The sequence below is a fragment of the Streptomyces sp. NPDC101160 genome (assembly GCF_044768205.1).
Lineage (GTDB): Bacteria > Actinomycetota > Actinomycetes > Streptomycetales > Streptomycetaceae > Streptomyces.
Genome location: NZ_JBIWPJ010000008.1, coordinates 305,605 through 322,872, shown reverse-complemented (window position 1 = coordinate 322,872; position 17,268 = coordinate 305,605). Strand labels below are relative to the sequence as shown.

Here is a 17,268-nt window from a genome sequence, read left to right as displayed (position 1 = left end):
TCACCACCCCCTTCGGGCCCCGGCCGTGTGACGGGCGCATGTCGGCCGACGGCCGCTCTTGGGTCCCGAGGGGGCACGCGGGAGGATGGGGAGATCACCAGCCAGCACATGGGGCACGTAGTGGGAGGAAGCAGCGTGAGCGAGTCGAACACCGGCCGGGGCGTCACGGGCGAGGACGAGGTCGTCGACCTGTGCCGGGACCTGATCCGTATCGACACCAGCAACTACGGCGACCACTCCGGGCCGGGCGAGCGGGCGGCCGCCGAGTACGTCGCCGAGAAGCTCGCCGAGGTCGGCCTCGACCCGAAGATCATCGAGTCGCACAAGGGGCGGGCCTCCACCGTCGCCCGGATCGAGGGGGAGGACCCGTCGCGGCCGGCCCTGCTCATCCACGGCCACACCGACGTCGTCCCGGCGAACGCCGAGGACTGGACCCACCACCCGTTCTCCGGCGAGGTCGCCGACGGGTGCGTGTGGGGCCGCGGCGCCGTCGACATGAAGGACATGGACGCGATGACCCTCGCGGTCGTCCGCGACCGGCTGCGCAGCGGCCGCAAGCCGCCGCGCGACATCGTGCTCGCCTTCCTCGCCGACGAGGAGGCCGGCGGCACCTACGGCGCCCGCCACCTGGTCGACAAGCACCGCGACCTCTTCGACGGCGTGACGGAGGCGATCGGCGAGGTCGGCGGATTCTCCTTCACCGTCAACGAGAACCTGCGGCTCTACCTGGTCGAGACCGCCCAGAAGGGCATGCACTGGATGCGGCTCACCGTCGAGGGCACGGCGGGCCACGGCTCGATGACCAACAACGACAACGCCATCACCGAGCTGTGCGAGGCCGTGGGCCGCCTCGGCCGGCACCAGTGGCCGGTGCGGGTGACCAAGACCGTGCGCAGCTTCCTCGACGAGCTGTCGGACGCGCTCGGCACGCCGCTCGACCCCGAGGACATGGAGGCCACGCTCGCCAAGCTCGGCGGGATCGCCAAGATGATCGGCGCCACCCTGCGCAACTCCGCCGCTCCCACCATGCTCGGCGCCGGCTACAAGGTGAACGTCATCCCCGGCCAGGCCACCGCGCACGTCGACGGGCGCTTCCTGCCCGGTTACGAGGACGAGTTCCTGGCCGACCTCGACCGCATCCTCGGCCCGCGCGTCAGGCGCGAGGACGTGCACGGCGACAAGGCCCTGGAGACCAGCTTCGACGGCGACCTGGTCGACGCGATGCAGCTCGCCCTGCGCGCCGAGGACCCGATCGCCCGCGCCGTGCCGTACATGCTGTCCGGCGGCACCGACGCCAAGTCCTTCGACGACCTCGGCATCCGCTGCTTCGGCTTCGCGCCGCTCCAGCTGCCGCCGGAGCTCGACTTCGCCGGCATGTTCCACGGCGTCGACGAGCGGGTGCCGGTCGACGGCCTGAAGTTCGGCGTCCGGGTTCTCGACCGGTTCATCGACGCGAGCTGACCGGGCCGACCCGGGCTGACCATCGGAAAATCGACCACCCGTGCAGGGCTGACCGGAAAGAGTGAATGCCCAAGGGCCCTCGTAGCCCCATGAGTTCCCCCTCGTTACAGGTGATGCGGTCCGCGGCTGGGGCCGCATTTGCCAACAAGGAGGAATAATGATCAAGAAGGTCGTCGCTGCTGCGGCTGCCACCGGCGGTCTCGTTCTCGCGGGTGCGGGCATGGCCGTTGCCGACGCGGGTGCCCAGGGTGCGGCCATCGGTTCCCCCGGTGTCCTCTCGGGCAACGTGGTCCAGGTGCCGGTACACATTCCGATCAACGTGTGCGGCAACACGGTCTCCATCATCGGGCTGCTGAACCCCGCCTTCGGCAACACCTGCATCAACGCTGACTGACGTTGTGCCTCGACCCCTGAGGGGCTGAGCCAAGGCCGGCCCCGGAGTGCGTGCCATGCACTCCGGGGCCGGTGGTCATTTCTCGCGGGCCGACCAGGCCCGGAGCAGGCAGGGAAGCAGGTCTACAGCAATGCGACAGGTCACACGCATCACCCGCAAGAGCATCATCACCGTCGCCGCGGCGGGCGGCATGATCGCCCTCGGCGGCGGCTACGCGCACGCGAGCGCGGGCGCGAGCGGCACGGCGTCCGACTCGCCGGGCGTCGCCTCCGGCAACACCGTCCAGGTCCCGGTCCACGCGCCGGTCAACGTCTGCGGCAACACCGTCAACGGTGTCGCGCTGCTCAACCCGGCGTACGGCAACTCGTGCGCCAACAAGAGCGGTTCGGGCGGTGGTCACGGCGGCGGCTCCGGCTCCTCCGCCGACGGCCACGCCTCGCACTCGCCGGGCGTCGCGTCCGGCAACACCGTGCAGGTGCCGATCGACGCACCCGTGAACGTCTGCGGGAACAGCGTCAACGGCGTCGGGCTCGGCAACGCCGCCTACGGAAACGACTGCGGCAACGGCAGTGGCCCCGGGGGCTACGGCGACGACAGCCCCGGCGGCTACGGCGACCAGCCGACGCCGCCCGGCACGCCGACGCCGCCCGGGACTCCGCCGGGGACTCCGCCCGGAACGCCGGGCACGCCGCCGAGCACGCCCGGCACCCCGGGGACTCCTCCCGGCACCCCGGGCCACCCCGGCACCCCGGACACACCCGGCGACCAGGGCGGCCAGCACCCGGGCCACCCCGGCGCTCCCGGTCAGTCCCACGGGCCGAACACGCCCGGTACGCACCCGGTCACGCAGGGCCGTCCCGGCGGTGAGCTCGCGCACACCGGTGCCGGGACGCCGCTCGGGCTGGCCGTCCCCGTCGGCGCGGGCATGCTGCTCGCCGGCTCGGTGATCTACCGCCGGGTCCGCCGCGGCGCGTAGCACGGCCCAGCAGCCCGTAGCCGTACGAAAACCGAAGGGGCCCCGCGTCGCGGGGCCCCTTCCTCATGTCACCAGGTGGCGCGGATCTGACGGATGATGCGCCGCCTCAGCCGCACCTTGCGGCTCCCGTCGCGATGCAGGCTCAGGCGGTCCAACTCCCAGTGTCCGTACTCGGCATGGTCGGTCAGGAGCCGCGTGGCCTCCTTGCGGGAGACGCCGCGCGGCACGTACACGTCGACAAATTCGTATTCCGGCATCGCATCTATTGTGCGGCCAAGGGCCCGGTACGGATAGCGTCTCTCCTATGTCTGATGCTGCGCAGCCCACCGCTGCCGAGGTACGCGCCGCCGCCGAGGCGGTCAAAGCCGCACTGGACCGTCACCTCGCTGCGGTCGAACGCCGCAGCGGGGAGGACGACCCGGCCGTCTACGAGGCGTTCAACGAGCTCGCCGCCGCGGCGGACGCGTACGACGAACTCCTCTACGCCCGGCACGACGAGGTCACCCCCTTCGAGATCCCCGACGTCAACGACTCCCTGCCGCCCTACGCGGGACCCGAGGAGCCGCACGCGCTCAGCGTGCTGATCCGGCGGGACTACGCCGTGGTGGAGCCGCAGCGGCTCATCGCCCAGGCCCGGCGGGTCACCGACCTCGACCGGGAGGACGAGCCGGCCACGACCCACGCGGCGCTCGGCGTCCTCTTCGGCGAGTACGAACCGGACGAGATCGCCTCCCGCCACAAGGACTTCGGTCTGGAGGAGGGCGACTCCACGCTCTGGGTCGAGGCGGCGGAGGAACTGCAGGAACCGGGGGAGTGGCTGAGCGACCCCTTCGGCCACGTCGATCCGGAACGGATCGTCTGCCGCTTCGACATCAGCGCCGTCTTCGACGAGGAGGACGGCGAGGAGGAGGACGAAGAGGAAGGCGAAGAGGAAGGCGAAGAGGAAGGCGAAGAGGAAGGCGACGAGCTGGTCGAGGAGCCGGCGGGCGCCTGAACGATCGCCCGAAGCACCGCCTGGATGACCGCTTGAACGACGGAGGGGCCCTGCCCGCGCGGGCAGGGCCCCTCCGTCACTCCTCGTCCTCCGAGAGCAGCGCTTCGAGGAGCGGCCGCAGCCGGGTCGTGCGCTCCGGCGCCGTCACCTCGGCCACCGCGCGCGGCAGCGCCTGCTCGACGCCGTGGACGACCGACAGATGCCGCTCCGCCCGCCCGAAGGCCGTGTAGACCCAGGGCCGGCTCAGGCCCCCGGCCGCGTCGCCGGGCAGCACCACGACCGCCGCAGGCCAGCGCGCCCCGGCCGCCTGGTGCGCGGTCAGCGCCCAGCCGTGCCGCAGCGTGGACTCCACCCGCTCCTTCGGTACGACGACCCGCGCGCCCCCGCAGTCCAGGTGCAGGCCCTCGGCGTCGGCCGAGACGACCGTGCCGGTGACCGTACGGCCCGGGGCGGGGGAGTGGGCCACGCGGTCGCCGGGGTCGTAGCCGCCGAAGCGGCCGGGGCCCGGGTTGAGCCGCTGCTTCAACGCCGCGTTCAGGGCGCGGGTGCCGGCGGAGCCGCCGTGCCCGACCGTGATCACCTGGGTCTGCTCGGCGGGCACGCCGATCGCCCGCGGGATCGAGTCCGCGACGAGCTGCACCGCGCGGTGCACCGCCTCGGCCGCGTCCCGGACCGGGACGATCACGACCTCCTTGCCGGGGGCGGCCACCTGGTTCAGCTCGCCGACGGCGATGCCGGAGACCAGCTCGCCGATCGGGCCCGGGTCGGGCGTGCGGGAGGCGATCTGCGGGGCGATCCGGGCGGCCAGCAGATCGGCGAAGACCCGGCCGGGGCCCGCCGCGCCCAGCACGTACGGGTCGCCGCTGAGGACCAGCCGGCAGCCGTCCGGCAGGGCCTCGACGAGCGCGGCGGCCGTCTCGACGTCGAGCTGCGGCGCGTCGAGCACGACCAGCAGGTCCAGGGCGAGGGCGCCCTCCGCGTCCCGGCCGGGGCCCGCCGCGCCGGAGAGGAGCGCGGCCAGGGGCAGGGCGCCGTCGCGGGCGGTGTGGGCCGCGAGCGCGACCCGCAGGCCCCGCTCGCGGGCGGCGGCGGCCAGCCCGGCCGGTTCGGCGCGGGCGGCCTCGCCGCCGGTGTGCAGCACGAGACCGTTCGCCCCGGCGGCGCGGGCCAGGTCGGGGCCGTCCCACTCGGCGGGCGCGACGGTACGGATCAACCGGGCGAGCCCGTCGGCGAGGCTCTCCTCGGCGAGCGCGTACCGCTCCAGGCCGAGCAGCACGGGCGCGGGCGTCCCGCCCGGGGTCCCCTGCTCCTCGCCTTCCTGCCCCTCTTCCTCTTCCTCTCCCTCTGCCTCGTCCTCCTCCTGGAAGACGAGGACCGCCGCCTCGGACACGGCCAGGTCGACGGCCTTGTCGGGCTCCGGCACCGAGAGCCGGGCGAGCCCGTCGCGCACGGCCCCGATCTCCAGGGCCGTGTGCCCCTTCAGGGCCGCCTGCTCCAGGAGCCAGGCCGTGAGCGCCACGACCCGGCGCGGGTCGTCGGGGCCGCACTCCGGGCCGAGCAGCGCCCGCGCGAAGCCGTCGGCCTGCTCGGCGCGCACGCCGGGCACCGCCAGAAGCTGCCACGGGTCGTCCTCCAGGGCGCGCGCCGCGCCCTCACCCAGCACGCTGGCCACCTGCCCGGCGAGCGCCTCCGGAGCCCCGCCGCGGGCCAGCACCTGCCGGACGGCGCCCGCCGTCTCCTCGGTCACCACCGGCGCCGCGGGCACCGGCGGCCGCACGGTCCGCTCCTCCGGCGCGGGCCGGGCCGCGGGAGCGGGCTCCGCCACGCGCGGCACGGCGACCGGCCTGGCGCCGCTCTCCACGGCCCGCACCGCCGCCAGCAGATCCGCCGCCGTCCCGCTCAGCTTCGCCCCGGCCTCCACGGGCCCGCCCCGCTCGGCCTTCCGCTGCTCGATCCGCGCCCGGAACTCCCGCTGCGCGGCCAGCTCCGCCTGCGCCTCACTGAGCCCGGCGGCGTCGCCTTCGCTGCCCGTCGCCTCCGCCGAGGGCTCGCCCTCGGCGGCGCCGGACGGGTCCGCGACACCCTGCTCGGCGCTCGACGCGCCGTCGTCCGACGGGGCCGGCCCCTCGTCCTCCGCCACGCCGGACGGGTCAGCGCCGTCCTCGTCGCCCGCCGCCACGCCGGACGGGTCAGCGCCGTCCTCGTCGCCCGCCGGGTCGCCCTCCGCCACGGCCGGCGCCAACTCCGCTCCGCCGTCCGCCGCTGCCTCGGCCGACACGTCGGGGTGACCCGTGCGGTTGCCCTCCGCCTCCGCTGCGTCGGCCACCCCCGCCTGGTCGGGCTCGGTCGGCGGGGTGGGGGTGGACGGGGAAGGCTCGGTCACAAGGTGCTCCAGTCGTGATCCGGGTAGCGGTGTACGGGCGCCGAGACGTCGTCGAGGGCTCGGCAGATCTCGTCAGGAAGACTAAGGGTCTCTACTGACAACGCCGCCGCGAGCTGCTGCGCGTTGCGCGCGCCGATGATCGGGGCGGTGACGCCCGGGCGGTCGCGGACCCAGGCGAGGGCGACCTGGAGGGGCGTGGTCGCGAGTCCGTCGGCGGCCGTGGTGACGGCGTCGACGATGCGGCTCGCGGTGTCGTCGAGGTAGGGCTCGACGAAGGGGGCGAGGGCCTCGGAGCCGCCGCGGGAGCCGGTCGGGGTGCCGGCGCGGTACTTGCCGGTGAGGACGCCGCGCCCGAGCGGCGACGAGGGCAGCAGGCCTATGCCCAGGTCCAGCGCGGCCGGCAGCACCTCGCGCTCGATGCCGCGCTGGAGCAGCGAGTACTCCATCTGCGTCCCGGCCAGCCGGGTCCGCTCGCCGCCCAGCTGCCAGGTGCCGGCCTTGGCGAGCTGCCAGCCGCAGAAGTTGGAGACGCCGACGTAGCGGGCCCGGCCGGTGCTGACGGCGATGTCCAGGGCCTGGAGGGACTCCTCCAGGGGCGTGTACGGGTCGAAGGCGTGCAGCAGCCACAGGTCCACGTAATCCGTGCCGAGCCGGGCCAGCGAGGCGTCGAGCGCCGCCAGCAGATGCCCGCGCGAGCCGTCGGTGCGCCGGTCCGGGTCGGGCACGTTGCCCGCCTTCGTCGTGATCACCAGGTCGCGGCGCGGCACCAGGCCGTCGAGGAGCCGCCCGAGCAGGTACTCCGCCTCGCCGCCCCCGTACACGTCAGCGGTGTCCACGAGCGTGCCGCCCGCGTCCCAGAACGTCTTCAACTGCTCGGCGGCGTCATGCTCGTCGGTGTCCCGGCCCCAGGTGAGGGTGCCGAGCCCGAGCCGGGACACGCGCAGGCCGGTACGTCCGAGATGCCTCTGCTCCATGGCCGCGAGATTACTGGCCACGGCACCACGCGGAGAGACCCTGTGGACAACCCGGCTCCCGACGGCTCCTGTCGCACGACCCGGCCGCGCGCTAGAGTCCCGCACACAGAGACGTTACCGATGGGTAAGGGGTACGTGGCATGCGGCTCGGCATCAACCTCGGCTACTGGGGCGCGGGCATGGACGGCGACAACCTCGCCGTCGCCCAGGAGGCGGACCGCCTCGGCTACGACGTCTGCTGGGCGGCGGAGGCGTACGGCTCCGACGCGCCAACCGTGCTCTCCTTCGTCGCCGCGAAGACCGAGCGCATCGACATCGGCTCGGCCATCATGCAGATCCCGGCCCGCCAGCCCGCGATGACCGCCATGACCGCCGCCACCCTCGACTCGCTCTCCGGCGGCCGCTTCCGGCTCGGCCTCGGCGTCTCCGGCCCGCAGGTCTCCGAGGGCTGGTACGGCGTCAAGTTCGACAAGCCGCTCGCCCGCACCCGCGAGTACGTCGAGATCGTCCGCAAGGCCATGACCCGCGAGCGCCTCAGCTACGAGGGCGAGCACTGGACGCTGCCGCTGCCGGACGGCCCGGGCAAGCCGATCAAGCTCACGGTCCACCCGACCCGCCCGCACATCCCGCTCTACATCGCCGCCATCGGCCCCAAGAACCTGGAGCAGACCGGCGAGATCGCCGACGGCGCGCTGCTGATCTTCCCGGCCGCCGAGCACCTGGAGGAGACCGCGCTGCGCCACCTGCGCGCGGGCCGCGAGAAGGCCGGGCTCACGATGGACGGCTTCGACGTCCACCCGACCCTGCCGCTCGCCCTCGGCGACGACATCGACGCGCTGGCCGACATCTTCCGCCCGTACACCGCCCTCTACGTCGGCGGCATGGGCAGCCGCAAGCAGAACTTCTACAACCAGCTCGCCCAGCGCATGGGCTACGAGAAGGCCGCCGCCGAGATCCAGGACAAGTACCTGTCCGGCGACAAGCAGGGCGCCGCCGCGGCCGTGCCGCGCCAGCTCATCGACCAGACCACGCTGCTCGGCTCCGTCGACCGGATCGCCGACCGGATGAAGGCGTACGCGGCGGCCGGAGTGACCACCCTGACCCTGGCTCCGGCCGGCTTCACCCTGGACGAGCGCGTCGCGGCGCTGCGGGCGGGCGTCGAGGCCCTGGAGCGGGCCGGGCTCGCGTAACGGCCCTCGGTCAGGCCCGGAAAGGCTCAGACAGGCCCGGAAAGGCCCGGACAAGCCTGCGGCCGTGGTGGGGGCTCGGGGGTCTTCCCCGCCACGGCCGTCACGCAGCACAACGCCCGACCCGCGCCCCGGGTTACGCCCCCTCGCCGTCCGTCTTTCGGCCCAGTTCCCGCCTCCTCGTGTTGCCCGCTCCGGCGCGGCGCACTTGACTCGTACCGCACGGGAGGTGGCAGCCATGCTCACGGCCAAGAGCCTGTTCCAGGAAATCATCGACGACGACGAGTCCTTCCAGCTCTTCTGCTCCATCGCCGCCAGCGGCGAGTCCCAGGGCGGTTGGGAGAACGGCCGGATCGCGGCCCTCGTCGCGCCCGGGATGCGCGAGCTCGCGCCCAAGATCGCGCGGCACGGCGCCGACGAGGACAAACACGGGCGGATCTTCAACGCGCTGCTCAGGAAGCGCGGTCTCGAACCCGTCCCGGTGCCGCCCGACACCGACTACACGATGCTCCTGGAGCGGCGCGGCATCGGCCTCGCCCACGACAAGCTCCGCCGTGACGAGCCGCTGAGCGAGCGGGACATCATCGTCTACCTCAGCCACAGCCGGGTCACCGAGCAGCGGGCCGCCGAGCAGATGAACATGCTGGTCAAGTACTTCGGCGACGACCCCGAGCTCGGCAAGGCCGTGAGCATGATCGACAACGACGAGGTCAACCACCTCGCCTACTGTCACGAGGAACTGCTCCGGCTCAACTACGCCGGCCACGGCCGGCTCATCCAGCGCACCCTGCGCGAGTCCGCGCTCGCCGAGATCCAGGTCTACCGCGACGTCAGCCTCGCCGTGATGAGCCACATGGGCCGCATCCTGAACTGGCCCAGGGCCAGGGCGGCCACGCTCGCCGCCGGCATCCACGCCCTGTACGCGTACGAGCGGGCCGCCGGCTGGCACAAGATGGTGGACCTCCGGATGCCCGAGCGCCGCGACGCCCTCGGAGGACCGGCGACCCCGGCCCACGCCTTCTGAGCCCGCCGGGTCCGCGAAACCCGGAGCCGGCGCGGGCTCACATCCAGCCGCGCCGCTTGAACAACCGGTACAGGGCCGCCACGATCCCCGCCATCAGCAGGAGCACCGCGGGGTAGGACCACACCCAGCGCAGCTCCGGCATGTGTGCGAAGTTCATGCCGTAGATCCCGGCGACCATCGTGGGGACCGCGGCCATCGCCGCCCAGGCCGAGATCTTGCGCATGTCGTCGTTCTGCCGCACGCCCATCTGTGCCAGATGCGCCGACAGGACGTCCGAGAGCAGCCGGTCGAGCCCCTCGACCTGCTCGTTCGCGCGCAGCAGATGGTCCTGGACGTCCCGGAAGAACGGCACGGCGTGCTCGTGCACGAAGGGCACCGAGCTGGTCACGAGCCGCTCGATCGGGCCGGCCAGTGGGCCGCTCGCCCGCCGGAACTCCAGGACCTGCCGCTTCGCCGTGTAGATCCGCTCCGCCGTCCGCGCCGGATTGCCGCCGGACGGCGCGAAGACGTCCGCCTCCAGCTCCTCCAGGTCGACCTGGAGCTCGCCGGCCACGTCGATGTAGTGGTCCACCACCGCGTCGCTGATCGCGTAGAGCACCGAGGTCGGCCCGTGCCTCAGCACGTCGGGATCGGCCTCCAGGCGCTGCCGCACCGCCTTCAGCGGCGCACCCACGCCGTGCCGCACGGTCACGACGAACGAGTCCCCGATGAAGACCATCAGCTCTCCCGAGGAGACCTTGTCGCTCTCCGGCTCGTACACGACCGGCTTGAGGACCGCGAAGAGCGAGTCGTCGTAGACCTCCAGCTTGGGCCGCTGATGGGCCTTCAGGGCGTCCTCGACGGCGAGCGGATGCAGCGCGAACTCGTCGGAGACATGTTCGAACTCTGCCTCCGTCGGCTCGTGCAGCCCCACCCACAGGAAGGCGTCACCCGTCGCCCGCGCCTCCGCCAGCGCGTCCGAGAGGTCGGCGGGGCCCTTCGTCCTGCGCCCGCTCCGATAGATGGCCGAATCCACGATCACGGGCCGCATTCTCCCCTGCCGGACGCACCGGCGCACCCCTCCGCCCCTCGCTTAGGCTGGCCGACATGGCCACCCTGATCCTCGTCCGGCACGGACGCTCCACCGCCAACACCTCCGGGGTGCTCGCCGGGCGCACGCCCGGGGTGGCGCTCGACGAGCGCGGCGCCGCCCAGGCCGCCGAGCTGCCCGGGCGGCTCGCCGGCGTGCCGCTCGCCGCCGTCGTCACCAGCCCGCTGCAGCGCTGCCGGGAGACCGTACGGCCGCTGCTCGACGCCCGCCCCGGGCTGCCGCTGCACGTCGAGGACCGGATCAGCGAGTGCGACTACGGCGACTGGTCGGGCCGCAAGCTCGCCGAGCTGATGGACGAGCCGCTGATGCAGGTCGTCCAGGCGCACGCCTCCGCCGCCGCCTTCCCCGGCGGCGAGTCCATGCGCGCCATGCAGGCCAGGGCCGTGGACGCGGTACGCGACTGGAACGCCCGGATCGAGGCCGAGCACGGCGAGGACGCCGTCTACGCGATGTGCTCGCACGGCGACATCATCAAGGCCCTCGTCGCCGACGCCCTCGGCCTCCACCTCGACCTCTTCCAGCGCATCCAGGCCGACCCCTGCTCCGTCACCGCCATCCGCTACACCCGGCTGCGGCCCTTCCTGCTGCGCCTCGGCGACACCGGCGACCTCGGCTCGCTCGCGCCGCGCGAGACCCCCGCCGACGACGGGGCGGCGGAGGTCGGGGGCGGTGCGGGCGCACCGTGATCCCCACGCGCAGTAGGGTGGACGCGCCGCTGTAGCCGCACGGCCACGCCGGTCCCGCCGGCCGGTCCGGCGGCCACACCACCGAGACCCAAGGGAGTCGGGAACGTGTCCCGTCAGGTGTTCCTCTACGACCCACCGGAGCGTTTCGTGGCCGGCACGGTCGGGCTGCCTGGCCGCCGTACGTTCTTCCTGCAGGCGTCCGCCGCCGGCCGGGTCACCAGTGTCGCCCTGGAGAAGACCCAGGTCGCGGCCCTCGCCGAGCGGATCGACGAACTCCTCGACGAGGTCCTGCGCCGCACCGGCGGCAACGCGCCCGTGCCCGCCGTCGCACCGCCGGACACCACCGACACCGCGCCTCTCGACGCCCCCGTCGAGGAGGAGTTCCGGGTCGGCACCATGGCCCTCGCCTGGGACGGCGAGGAGCAGCGCATGATCGTCGAGGCGCAGGCGCTCGTCGAGCTCGACGCGGACTCCGAGGAGGACCTCGCCGAGGCCGAGGAGCGGCTGCTCCAGGACGAGGAGAACGGCCCGCCGATGCTGCGCGTCCGGCTCACCGGCATCCAGGCCCGGGCCTTCGCCAAGCGTGCCCTCGACGTGGTCAACGCCGGCCGGCCGCCGTGCCCGCTGTGCAGCCTGCCGCTCGACCCCGAGGGCCATGTCTGCCCGCGCCAGAACGGATACCGTCGCGGCGCATGACCGGCAGTCGAACGACCGGCAAGGGGACCCCCGGCACGACAGAGCTGCTCGCCGAGGGCGAGCTGACCGTGCGTGGCCAGGTCCGCGAGGCGTCCAACGCGGTGCTCTACTGCTCCGTCGCGTACGAGGGCGAGGAGGCGGCCTGCGTCTACAAGCCGGTCGCCGGGGAGCGCCCGCTGTGGGACTTCCCCGACGGCACCCTCGCCCAGCGCGAGGTCGCCGCCTACGAGCTGTCCGAGGCCACCGGCTGGGGCCTGGTCCCGCCGACGGTGCTGCGCGAGGGCCCGTACGGCCAGGGCATGGTGCAGCTCTGGGTCGAGGCCGACCCGGCGGCCGAGCTGCTCGCCCTCGTGGAGGACGAGGAGGCCGGGGCGGGCTGGAAGGCCGTGGGGCACGCCCAGGTCGCCGAGGACCGCACCGCGCTGCTCGTCCACGCCGACACCCCGCAGCTGCGCCGGATGGCCGTCCTGGACGCCGTCATCAACAACGGCGACCGCAAGGGCGGGCATCTGCTGCCGATGGCGGACGGGCACCTGTACGGGATCGACCACGGCGTCTCGTTCCACGTGGACGACAAGCTGCGCACCCTGCTGTGGGGCTGGGCGGGGGAGGAGCTGACCGAGGAGGCCACCGCCGTCCTCGCCGTGCTGGACGAGCGCCTCGCGCCCGGCACTCCACTGGCCCAACGTCTCGCGGGCTTGCTGACCGCCGCCGAGGTGGCCGCCCTGCGGGACCGCGTCGCCGGTCTGCGCAGGACCGGGCGGCACCCCGTACCGTCCGGGCAGTGGCCCGCCATTCCCTGGCCGCCCGTGTGAGCACGCGCCGCCCGGCGAATGTTTTCGGCCAATCCTTCCCGGCCGGTGAGACCCCCCGGGGGTATGCATGATCCGGCCGTCCCCGCAAGACCGCCTAATCGGTCAAGATCCCGTATGCGGTTCGTATCCGGAACACCTGTCCGGTTAGGCTCAGGACATGCATGCCTGGCCCGCTTCTGAGGTCCCCGCCCTGCCCGGCAAGGGCCGCGACCTCCGGATTCACGACACGTCGACCGGCGGACGAGTGACCCTCGCCCCCGGCCCCGTCGCCCGCATCTACGTCTGCGGCATCACGCCGTACGACGCGACCCACATGGGTCACGCGGCGACCTACAACGCGTTCGACCTCGTTCAGCGCGTGTGGCTCGACACCAAGCGGCAGGTCCAGTACGTCCAGAACGTCACCGACGTGGACGACCCGCTCCTGGAGCGGGCGCAGCGCGACGGCATCGACTGGGTCGGCCTCGCCGAGCGCGAGACCGCCCTCTTCCGCGAGGACATGACCGCCCTGCGCATGCTGCCGCCGCAGCACTACATCGGCGCGGTCGAGGCGATACCGGGCATCGTGCCGCTGGTCGAGAAGTTGCGGGACTCCGGCGCCGCCTACGAGCTCGACGGCGACATCTACTTCTCCGTCGAGTCCGACCCGCACTTCGGTGAGGTCTCGAACTACGACACCGAGCTGATGCGCCACCTGTCCGCCGAGCGCGGCGGCGACCCGGACCGCCCGGGCAAGAAGAACCCGCTCGACCCGATGCTGTGGATGGCCGCCCGCGAGGGCGAGCCCAGCTGGGACGGCGGCAGCCTCGGCGCCGGCCGCCCCGGCTGGCACATCGAGTGCGTCGCCATCGCCCTCGACCACCTCGGCATGGGCTTCGACGTGCAGGGCGGCGGCTCCGACCTGATCTTCCCGCACCACGAGATGGGTGCCTCGCACGCCCAGGCCCTCACCGGCGAGTTCCCCATGGCCAAGGCGTACGTGCACGCCGGCATGGTCGCGCTGCACGGCGAGAAGATGTCCAAGTCCAAGGGCAACCTGGTCTTCGTCTCCGCGCTGCGCCGGGAAGGCGTCGACCCGGCCGCCATCCGGCTCGCCCTGCTCTCGCACCACTACCGGGCCGACTGGGAGTGGACCGACCAGGTCCTCCAGGACGCCGTCGAGCGCCTGGGCGCCTGGCGCGCCGCCGTCTCGCGCCCCGACGGCCCGTCCGCCGACGCGCTCGTCGAGGAGCTCCGCGAGGCGCTCGCCGACGACCTGGACGCGCCGGCCGCGCTCGCCGCGGTCGACCGCTGGGCCGCGCTCCAGGCCGCCGAGGGCGGCACCGACGAGTCCGCCCCCGGCCTCGTCTCGCGCGCGGTCGACGCCCTCCTGGGTGTCGCCCTGTAGCAGTCCGCCGCCGCGCAACTCCCGTTCACGCAACCGCCCTTGGACTTCTCACGAAGTCCGGGGGCGGTTCCGTTTTGCCCCTGGCTCGATGCTCGAATCTGCGCTAAGAACGCTCCATGCAATCATCAATGCGCATGAGAGCTGCCCTCGGCGGAGCCGTGCTCGGACTCCTCGCGGTCTTCGCGGGACCCGGAAGCACCGCCTCCGCCGCACCCGCCGACACCACCGTGGGCGAGGTCACCGGCTTCGCCGCCGACGGAGCCGCCCGAGGCGTCTACCGGCTGACCGCCGGTCACTCAGAGGCCCGGGTCAGCTTCGTCTCCGACGAGACCTTCCGCATCGAACTCGCCCCCGACGGCAGGTTCACCGACCCCACCGGCCAGGACATCGTCCTGCCTCAGGGCCCGCCGCCCGCCACCCACTGGGCCGACCTCGGCGACCGCTACGAGCTGAGCACCGACCGGGTCACCCTGCGCGCCTACAAGTCGCCACTGCGCTTCGCCGCCCTCCGCGCCGACGGCACGCCCCTGTGGACCGAGACCCAGGGCCTCACCTGGAACCAGGACCGCACCACCCAGACCCTGGCCCGCGGCGCCGACGAACAGTTCTACGGCGCCGGCATGCAGAACGGCCGCGGCAACACCTCCCACCGCGGCAAGACCGTCGAGGTCGGCGTCGACTACAACTGGAACGACGGCGGCCACCCCAACTCCGTCCCGTTCTACCTCTCCTCCGCCGGCTACGGCGTCTACCGCAACACCTACGCCCCCAACACCTACGTCTTCGGCGAGCCCGTCACCACCACCGCCCGCGAACAGCGCTTCGACGCCTACTACTTCGCCGGCAGCGGCCAGGACGCCGTCAAGGACGTCATCGGCCAGTACACCAAGCTCACCGGCAAGCCCTTCATGCCGCCCGTCTACGGCCTGGAGATCGGCGACTCCGACTGCTACCTGCACAACGCCAACCGCGGCGAACGCCACACCCTCGACGCCCTCGAGGTCTCCGACGGCTACGTCCGGAACGACATGCCCAACGGCTGGATGCTCGTCAACGACGGCTACGGCTGCGGCTACGAGAACCTCGCCCAGACCGCCCAGGGCCTGAAGGCCAACGGCGCCCAGCTCGGGCTGTGGACCGAGGACGGCATCGACAAGCTCGCCGACCAGGTGAAGGCCGGCCAGCGGGTCGCCAAGCTCGACGTCGCCTGGGTCGGCTCCGGCTACAAGTTCGCCCTCGACGGCTGCAAGGACTCCTACGCCGGCATCGAGGCCAACTCCGACGCCCGCGGCTTCACCTGGGCCCCCGAGAGCTGGTCCGGCGCCCAGCGCTGCGGCGTCCAGTGGTCCGGCGACCAGTCCGGCAGCTGGGAGTACATTCGCTGGCAGATCCCCACCTACGCCGGCGCCGCCATGTCCGGCCTCGCCTACACCACCGGCGACGTCGACGGCATCTTCGGCGGCAGCCCCAAGACGTACACCCGTGACCTGCAGTGGAAGATGTTCCTGCCGGTCACCATGACCATGGACGGCTGGGCCGCCATGGACAAGCAGCCCTTCCGCCACGGCGAGCCCTACACCTCGATCAACCGCGCCTCGCTCAAGCTGCACGAGGCCCTGCTCCCGTACATCTACTCCTACGCCCACCAGGCCACCGAGACCGGCGTCGGCCTCGCCCGGCCGCTCGCCCTCGAATACCCGGACGACCCGGTCGCCGCCTCGGACGCCGCCAAGTACGAGTTCCTCAGCGGCGAGGACTTCCTGGTCGCGCCCGTCTACAAGGACGCGGTCGAGCGCGACGGCATCTACCTGCCCAAGGGCACCTGGATCGACTACGCGAACGGGCGCACGTACGAAGGCCCCGTCACCCTCGACCACTACAGCGCCCCGCTCGACACCCTGCCCCTGTTCGTACGGGCCGGGGCCGCCGTCCCGATGTGGCCCGGCGGCATCCGCTCCTACACCGAGCGCAAGGCCGGTGACCCGATCGCCTGGGACGTCTACCCGCAGGGCCGGTCCTCCTTCGAGCTGTACGAGGACGACGGCGTCACCCGCGCCCACCGCACCGGCGGCTACGCCACCCAGCTCGCCGAGGTGCGCGCCCCGCAGCGCGGCGCCGGTGACGTCAGCGTGCGGATCGGCCCGAGCACCGGCACCTACACCGGCAAGTCGGCCGCCCGCCCGTACCGCTTCACCGTGCACACCGGCGACAGCCCGAGCACGGTCTGGCTCGGCGACCGGACGCTGCCCCGGCTCGACTCGAAGGCCGCCTTCGACGCCGCCGGGCAGGGCTGGTGGTACGACCGCGACGACCGCGGCGGAGTCGTCCAGGTGAAGACGGGCGCGCAGCGCACCGACCGCGGCTTCACCCTCGAACTCGACGACACCAGCGCCGTCGGCGGCGCCGTCCCCGGGGCCGCCGCCACCGTCACCGCGCCGACCGGTCAGGAGCTGGGCGCGGGCGTGCCCGGCACCGTCGCCGTCGACGTCACCGCCGGCACCCGGGACGCCACCGGCGTCCAGGTCGCGCTGACCGCCCCGGCCGGCTGGCAGGTCGCCCCGGCCGCCCCGATCGACCGCATCCCGGCCGGTGCCACCCGCCGCGTCGCGCTCTCCGTGACGCCGGCCAAGGGCGCCGTCCCCGGCGAGACCGTGCTCACCGCGAGCGTCCGGCACCGGGCCGCCGGAGTCGACCGCACCGCCCTCCAGCGGTTCGCCGTCGGCGTGATGCCGGAGCCGCCGACCGCCCCGGCGTGGGCGAGCGACCTGGTCTGGCTGAAGTCCACGAACGGCTGGGGGCCGCCCGAACGCGACCGCTCCAACGGCGAGTCGGGCGCCGCCGACGGCCACACCCTCACCCTCGCCGGGCAGACCTACGCCAAGGGCATCGGCGCCCACGCCGACTCCGACATCGAGGTCTACCTCGGCGGCCGCTGCACCGCCCTCACCGCCGACGTCGGCATCGACGACGAGATCAACGGCTACGGCGAGGTGGCCTTCTCCGTCGAGGCGGACGGCAAGGTGCTGTGGACCTCGCCCCGGGTCACCGGCGCCTCCGCCACCGTCCCGGTGAACGTCGACGTGACCGGCGCACGCCATGTCCATCTGAAGGTCACCGACACCAACGGCTCGAAGTCCGGTGACCACGGTGACTGGGCGGCCGCACGGTTCGACTGCGCCTGACGGTCCCGTTGTGATGGAG

15 protein-coding genes are annotated in these 17,268 nt (G+C 73.2%); 11 read left to right on the top strand and 4 right to left on the bottom strand.

What is annotated here, in order from left to right:
- Nucleotides 1–135 precede the first annotated feature (135 nt).
- From ACIRSU_RS27200 to ACIRSU_RS27190, 3 genes are all read left to right on the top strand, one after another.
- Nucleotides 136–1,461: a M20/M25/M40 family metallo-hydrolase gene (locus ACIRSU_RS27200; RefSeq protein WP_403797174.1), complete on the top strand. Its 1,326-nt coding sequence runs from the start codon at nt 136–138 to the stop codon at nt 1,459–1,461.
- Nucleotides 1,462–1,618: 157 nt separating this feature from the next.
- Entirely contained in the window at nt 1,619–1,855 is a 237-nt protein-coding gene (gene chpH, locus ACIRSU_RS27195) for a chaplin ChpH (protein ID WP_403797172.1), read from the top strand.
- Between the two features lie 130 nt (nt 1,856–1,985).
- Nucleotides 1,986–2,831: a chaplin gene (locus ACIRSU_RS27190; protein ID WP_403797169.1), complete on the top strand. Its 846-nt coding sequence runs from the start codon at nt 1,986–1,988 to the stop codon at nt 2,829–2,831.
- A gap of 68 nt (nt 2,832–2,899) precedes the next feature.
- Here the strand turns inward: ACIRSU_RS27190 and ACIRSU_RS27185 are convergent, their stop codons facing one another.
- Nucleotides 2,900–3,088: a DUF5703 family protein gene (locus ACIRSU_RS27185; protein ID WP_403797167.1), complete on the bottom strand. Its 189-nt coding sequence runs from the start codon at nt 3,086–3,088 to the stop codon at nt 2,900–2,902.
- A gap of 47 nt (nt 3,089–3,135) precedes the next feature.
- Here ACIRSU_RS27185 and ACIRSU_RS27180 point away from each other — a divergent pair, with 47 nt between their 5' ends.
- The gene (locus ACIRSU_RS27180) at nt 3,136–3,825 is read left to right on the top strand and encodes a hypothetical protein (RefSeq protein WP_403797165.1); all 690 of its coding nucleotides are present in this window, start codon (nt 3,136–3,138) and stop codon (nt 3,823–3,825) included.
- A 76-nt stretch (nt 3,826–3,901) separates the two neighbouring features.
- Here the strand turns inward: ACIRSU_RS27180 and ACIRSU_RS27175 are convergent, their stop codons facing one another.
- Nucleotides 3,902–6,208, bottom strand: a complete 2,307-nt coding sequence (locus ACIRSU_RS27175; protein WP_403797162.1) for a helix-hairpin-helix domain-containing protein — start codon at nt 6,206–6,208, stop codon at nt 3,902–3,904.
- Entirely contained in the window at nt 6,205–7,182 is a 978-nt protein-coding gene (locus ACIRSU_RS27170; protein ID WP_403797159.1) for an aldo/keto reductase, read from the bottom strand. Before ACIRSU_RS27170 ends, ACIRSU_RS27175 begins: the two co-directional genes overlap by 4 nt.
- A 140-nt stretch (nt 7,183–7,322) precedes the next feature.
- Here ACIRSU_RS27170 and ACIRSU_RS27165 point away from each other — a divergent pair, with 140 nt between their 5' ends.
- Both ACIRSU_RS27165 and ACIRSU_RS27160 read left to right on the top strand, forming a co-directional pair.
- Nucleotides 7,323–8,372: an LLM class F420-dependent oxidoreductase gene (locus ACIRSU_RS27165; protein ID WP_403797156.1), complete on the top strand. Its 1,050-nt coding sequence runs from the start codon at nt 7,323–7,325 to the stop codon at nt 8,370–8,372.
- Nucleotides 8,373–8,607: 235 nt separating this feature from the next.
- Nucleotides 8,608–9,393 carry a ferritin-like domain-containing protein gene (locus ACIRSU_RS27160; protein ID WP_403797153.1) on the top strand — a complete coding sequence of 262 codons (786 nt, stop codon included), beginning with the start codon at nt 8,608–8,610 and terminating at the stop codon, nt 9,391–9,393.
- Nucleotides 9,394–9,430: 37 nt separating this feature from the next.
- On the opposite strand, the gene ACIRSU_RS27155 is transcribed toward ACIRSU_RS27160, so the two are convergent.
- Complete coding sequence (locus ACIRSU_RS27155) at nt 9,431–10,423, bottom strand: magnesium and cobalt transport protein CorA (RefSeq protein WP_403797150.1); 993 nt, start codon at nt 10,421–10,423, stop codon at nt 9,431–9,433.
- 56 nt (nt 10,424–10,479) lie between these two features.
- On the opposite strand from ACIRSU_RS27155, the gene ACIRSU_RS27150 reads away from it, so the two are divergent.
- The 5 genes from ACIRSU_RS27150 (at nt 10,480) to ACIRSU_RS27130 (ending at nt 17,249) form a co-directional block, all read left to right on the top strand.
- The gene (locus ACIRSU_RS27150; RefSeq protein ID WP_403797146.1) at nt 10,480–11,169 is read left to right on the top strand and encodes a histidine phosphatase family protein; all 690 of its coding nucleotides are present in this window, start codon (nt 10,480–10,482) and stop codon (nt 11,167–11,169) included.
- Nucleotides 11,170–11,274: 105 nt separating this feature from the next.
- The gene (locus tag ACIRSU_RS27145; protein WP_403797143.1) at nt 11,275–11,865 is read left to right on the top strand and encodes a DUF3090 domain-containing protein; all 591 of its coding nucleotides are present in this window, start codon (nt 11,275–11,277) and stop codon (nt 11,863–11,865) included.
- The gene (locus ACIRSU_RS27140) at nt 11,829–12,680 is read left to right on the top strand and encodes an SCO1664 family protein (RefSeq protein WP_403797522.1); all 852 of its coding nucleotides are present in this window, start codon (nt 11,829–11,831) and stop codon (nt 12,678–12,680) included. The genes ACIRSU_RS27145 and ACIRSU_RS27140 overlap by 37 nt, the downstream gene beginning before the upstream one ends.
- Before the next feature lie 157 nt (nt 12,681–12,837).
- Nucleotides 12,838–14,067 carry a cysteine--1-D-myo-inosityl 2-amino-2-deoxy-alpha-D-glucopyranoside ligase gene (gene mshC / locus ACIRSU_RS27135; RefSeq protein ID WP_403797140.1) on the top strand — a complete coding sequence of 410 codons (1,230 nt, stop codon included), beginning with the start codon at nt 12,838–12,840 and terminating at the stop codon, nt 14,065–14,067.
- Between the two features lie 116 nt (nt 14,068–14,183).
- Nucleotides 14,184–17,249 carry an NPCBM/NEW2 domain-containing protein gene (locus ACIRSU_RS27130; protein ID WP_403797138.1) on the top strand — a complete coding sequence of 1,022 codons (3,066 nt, stop codon included), beginning with the start codon at nt 14,184–14,186 and terminating at the stop codon, nt 17,247–17,249.
- Nucleotides 17,250–17,268: the final 19 nt, after the last annotated feature.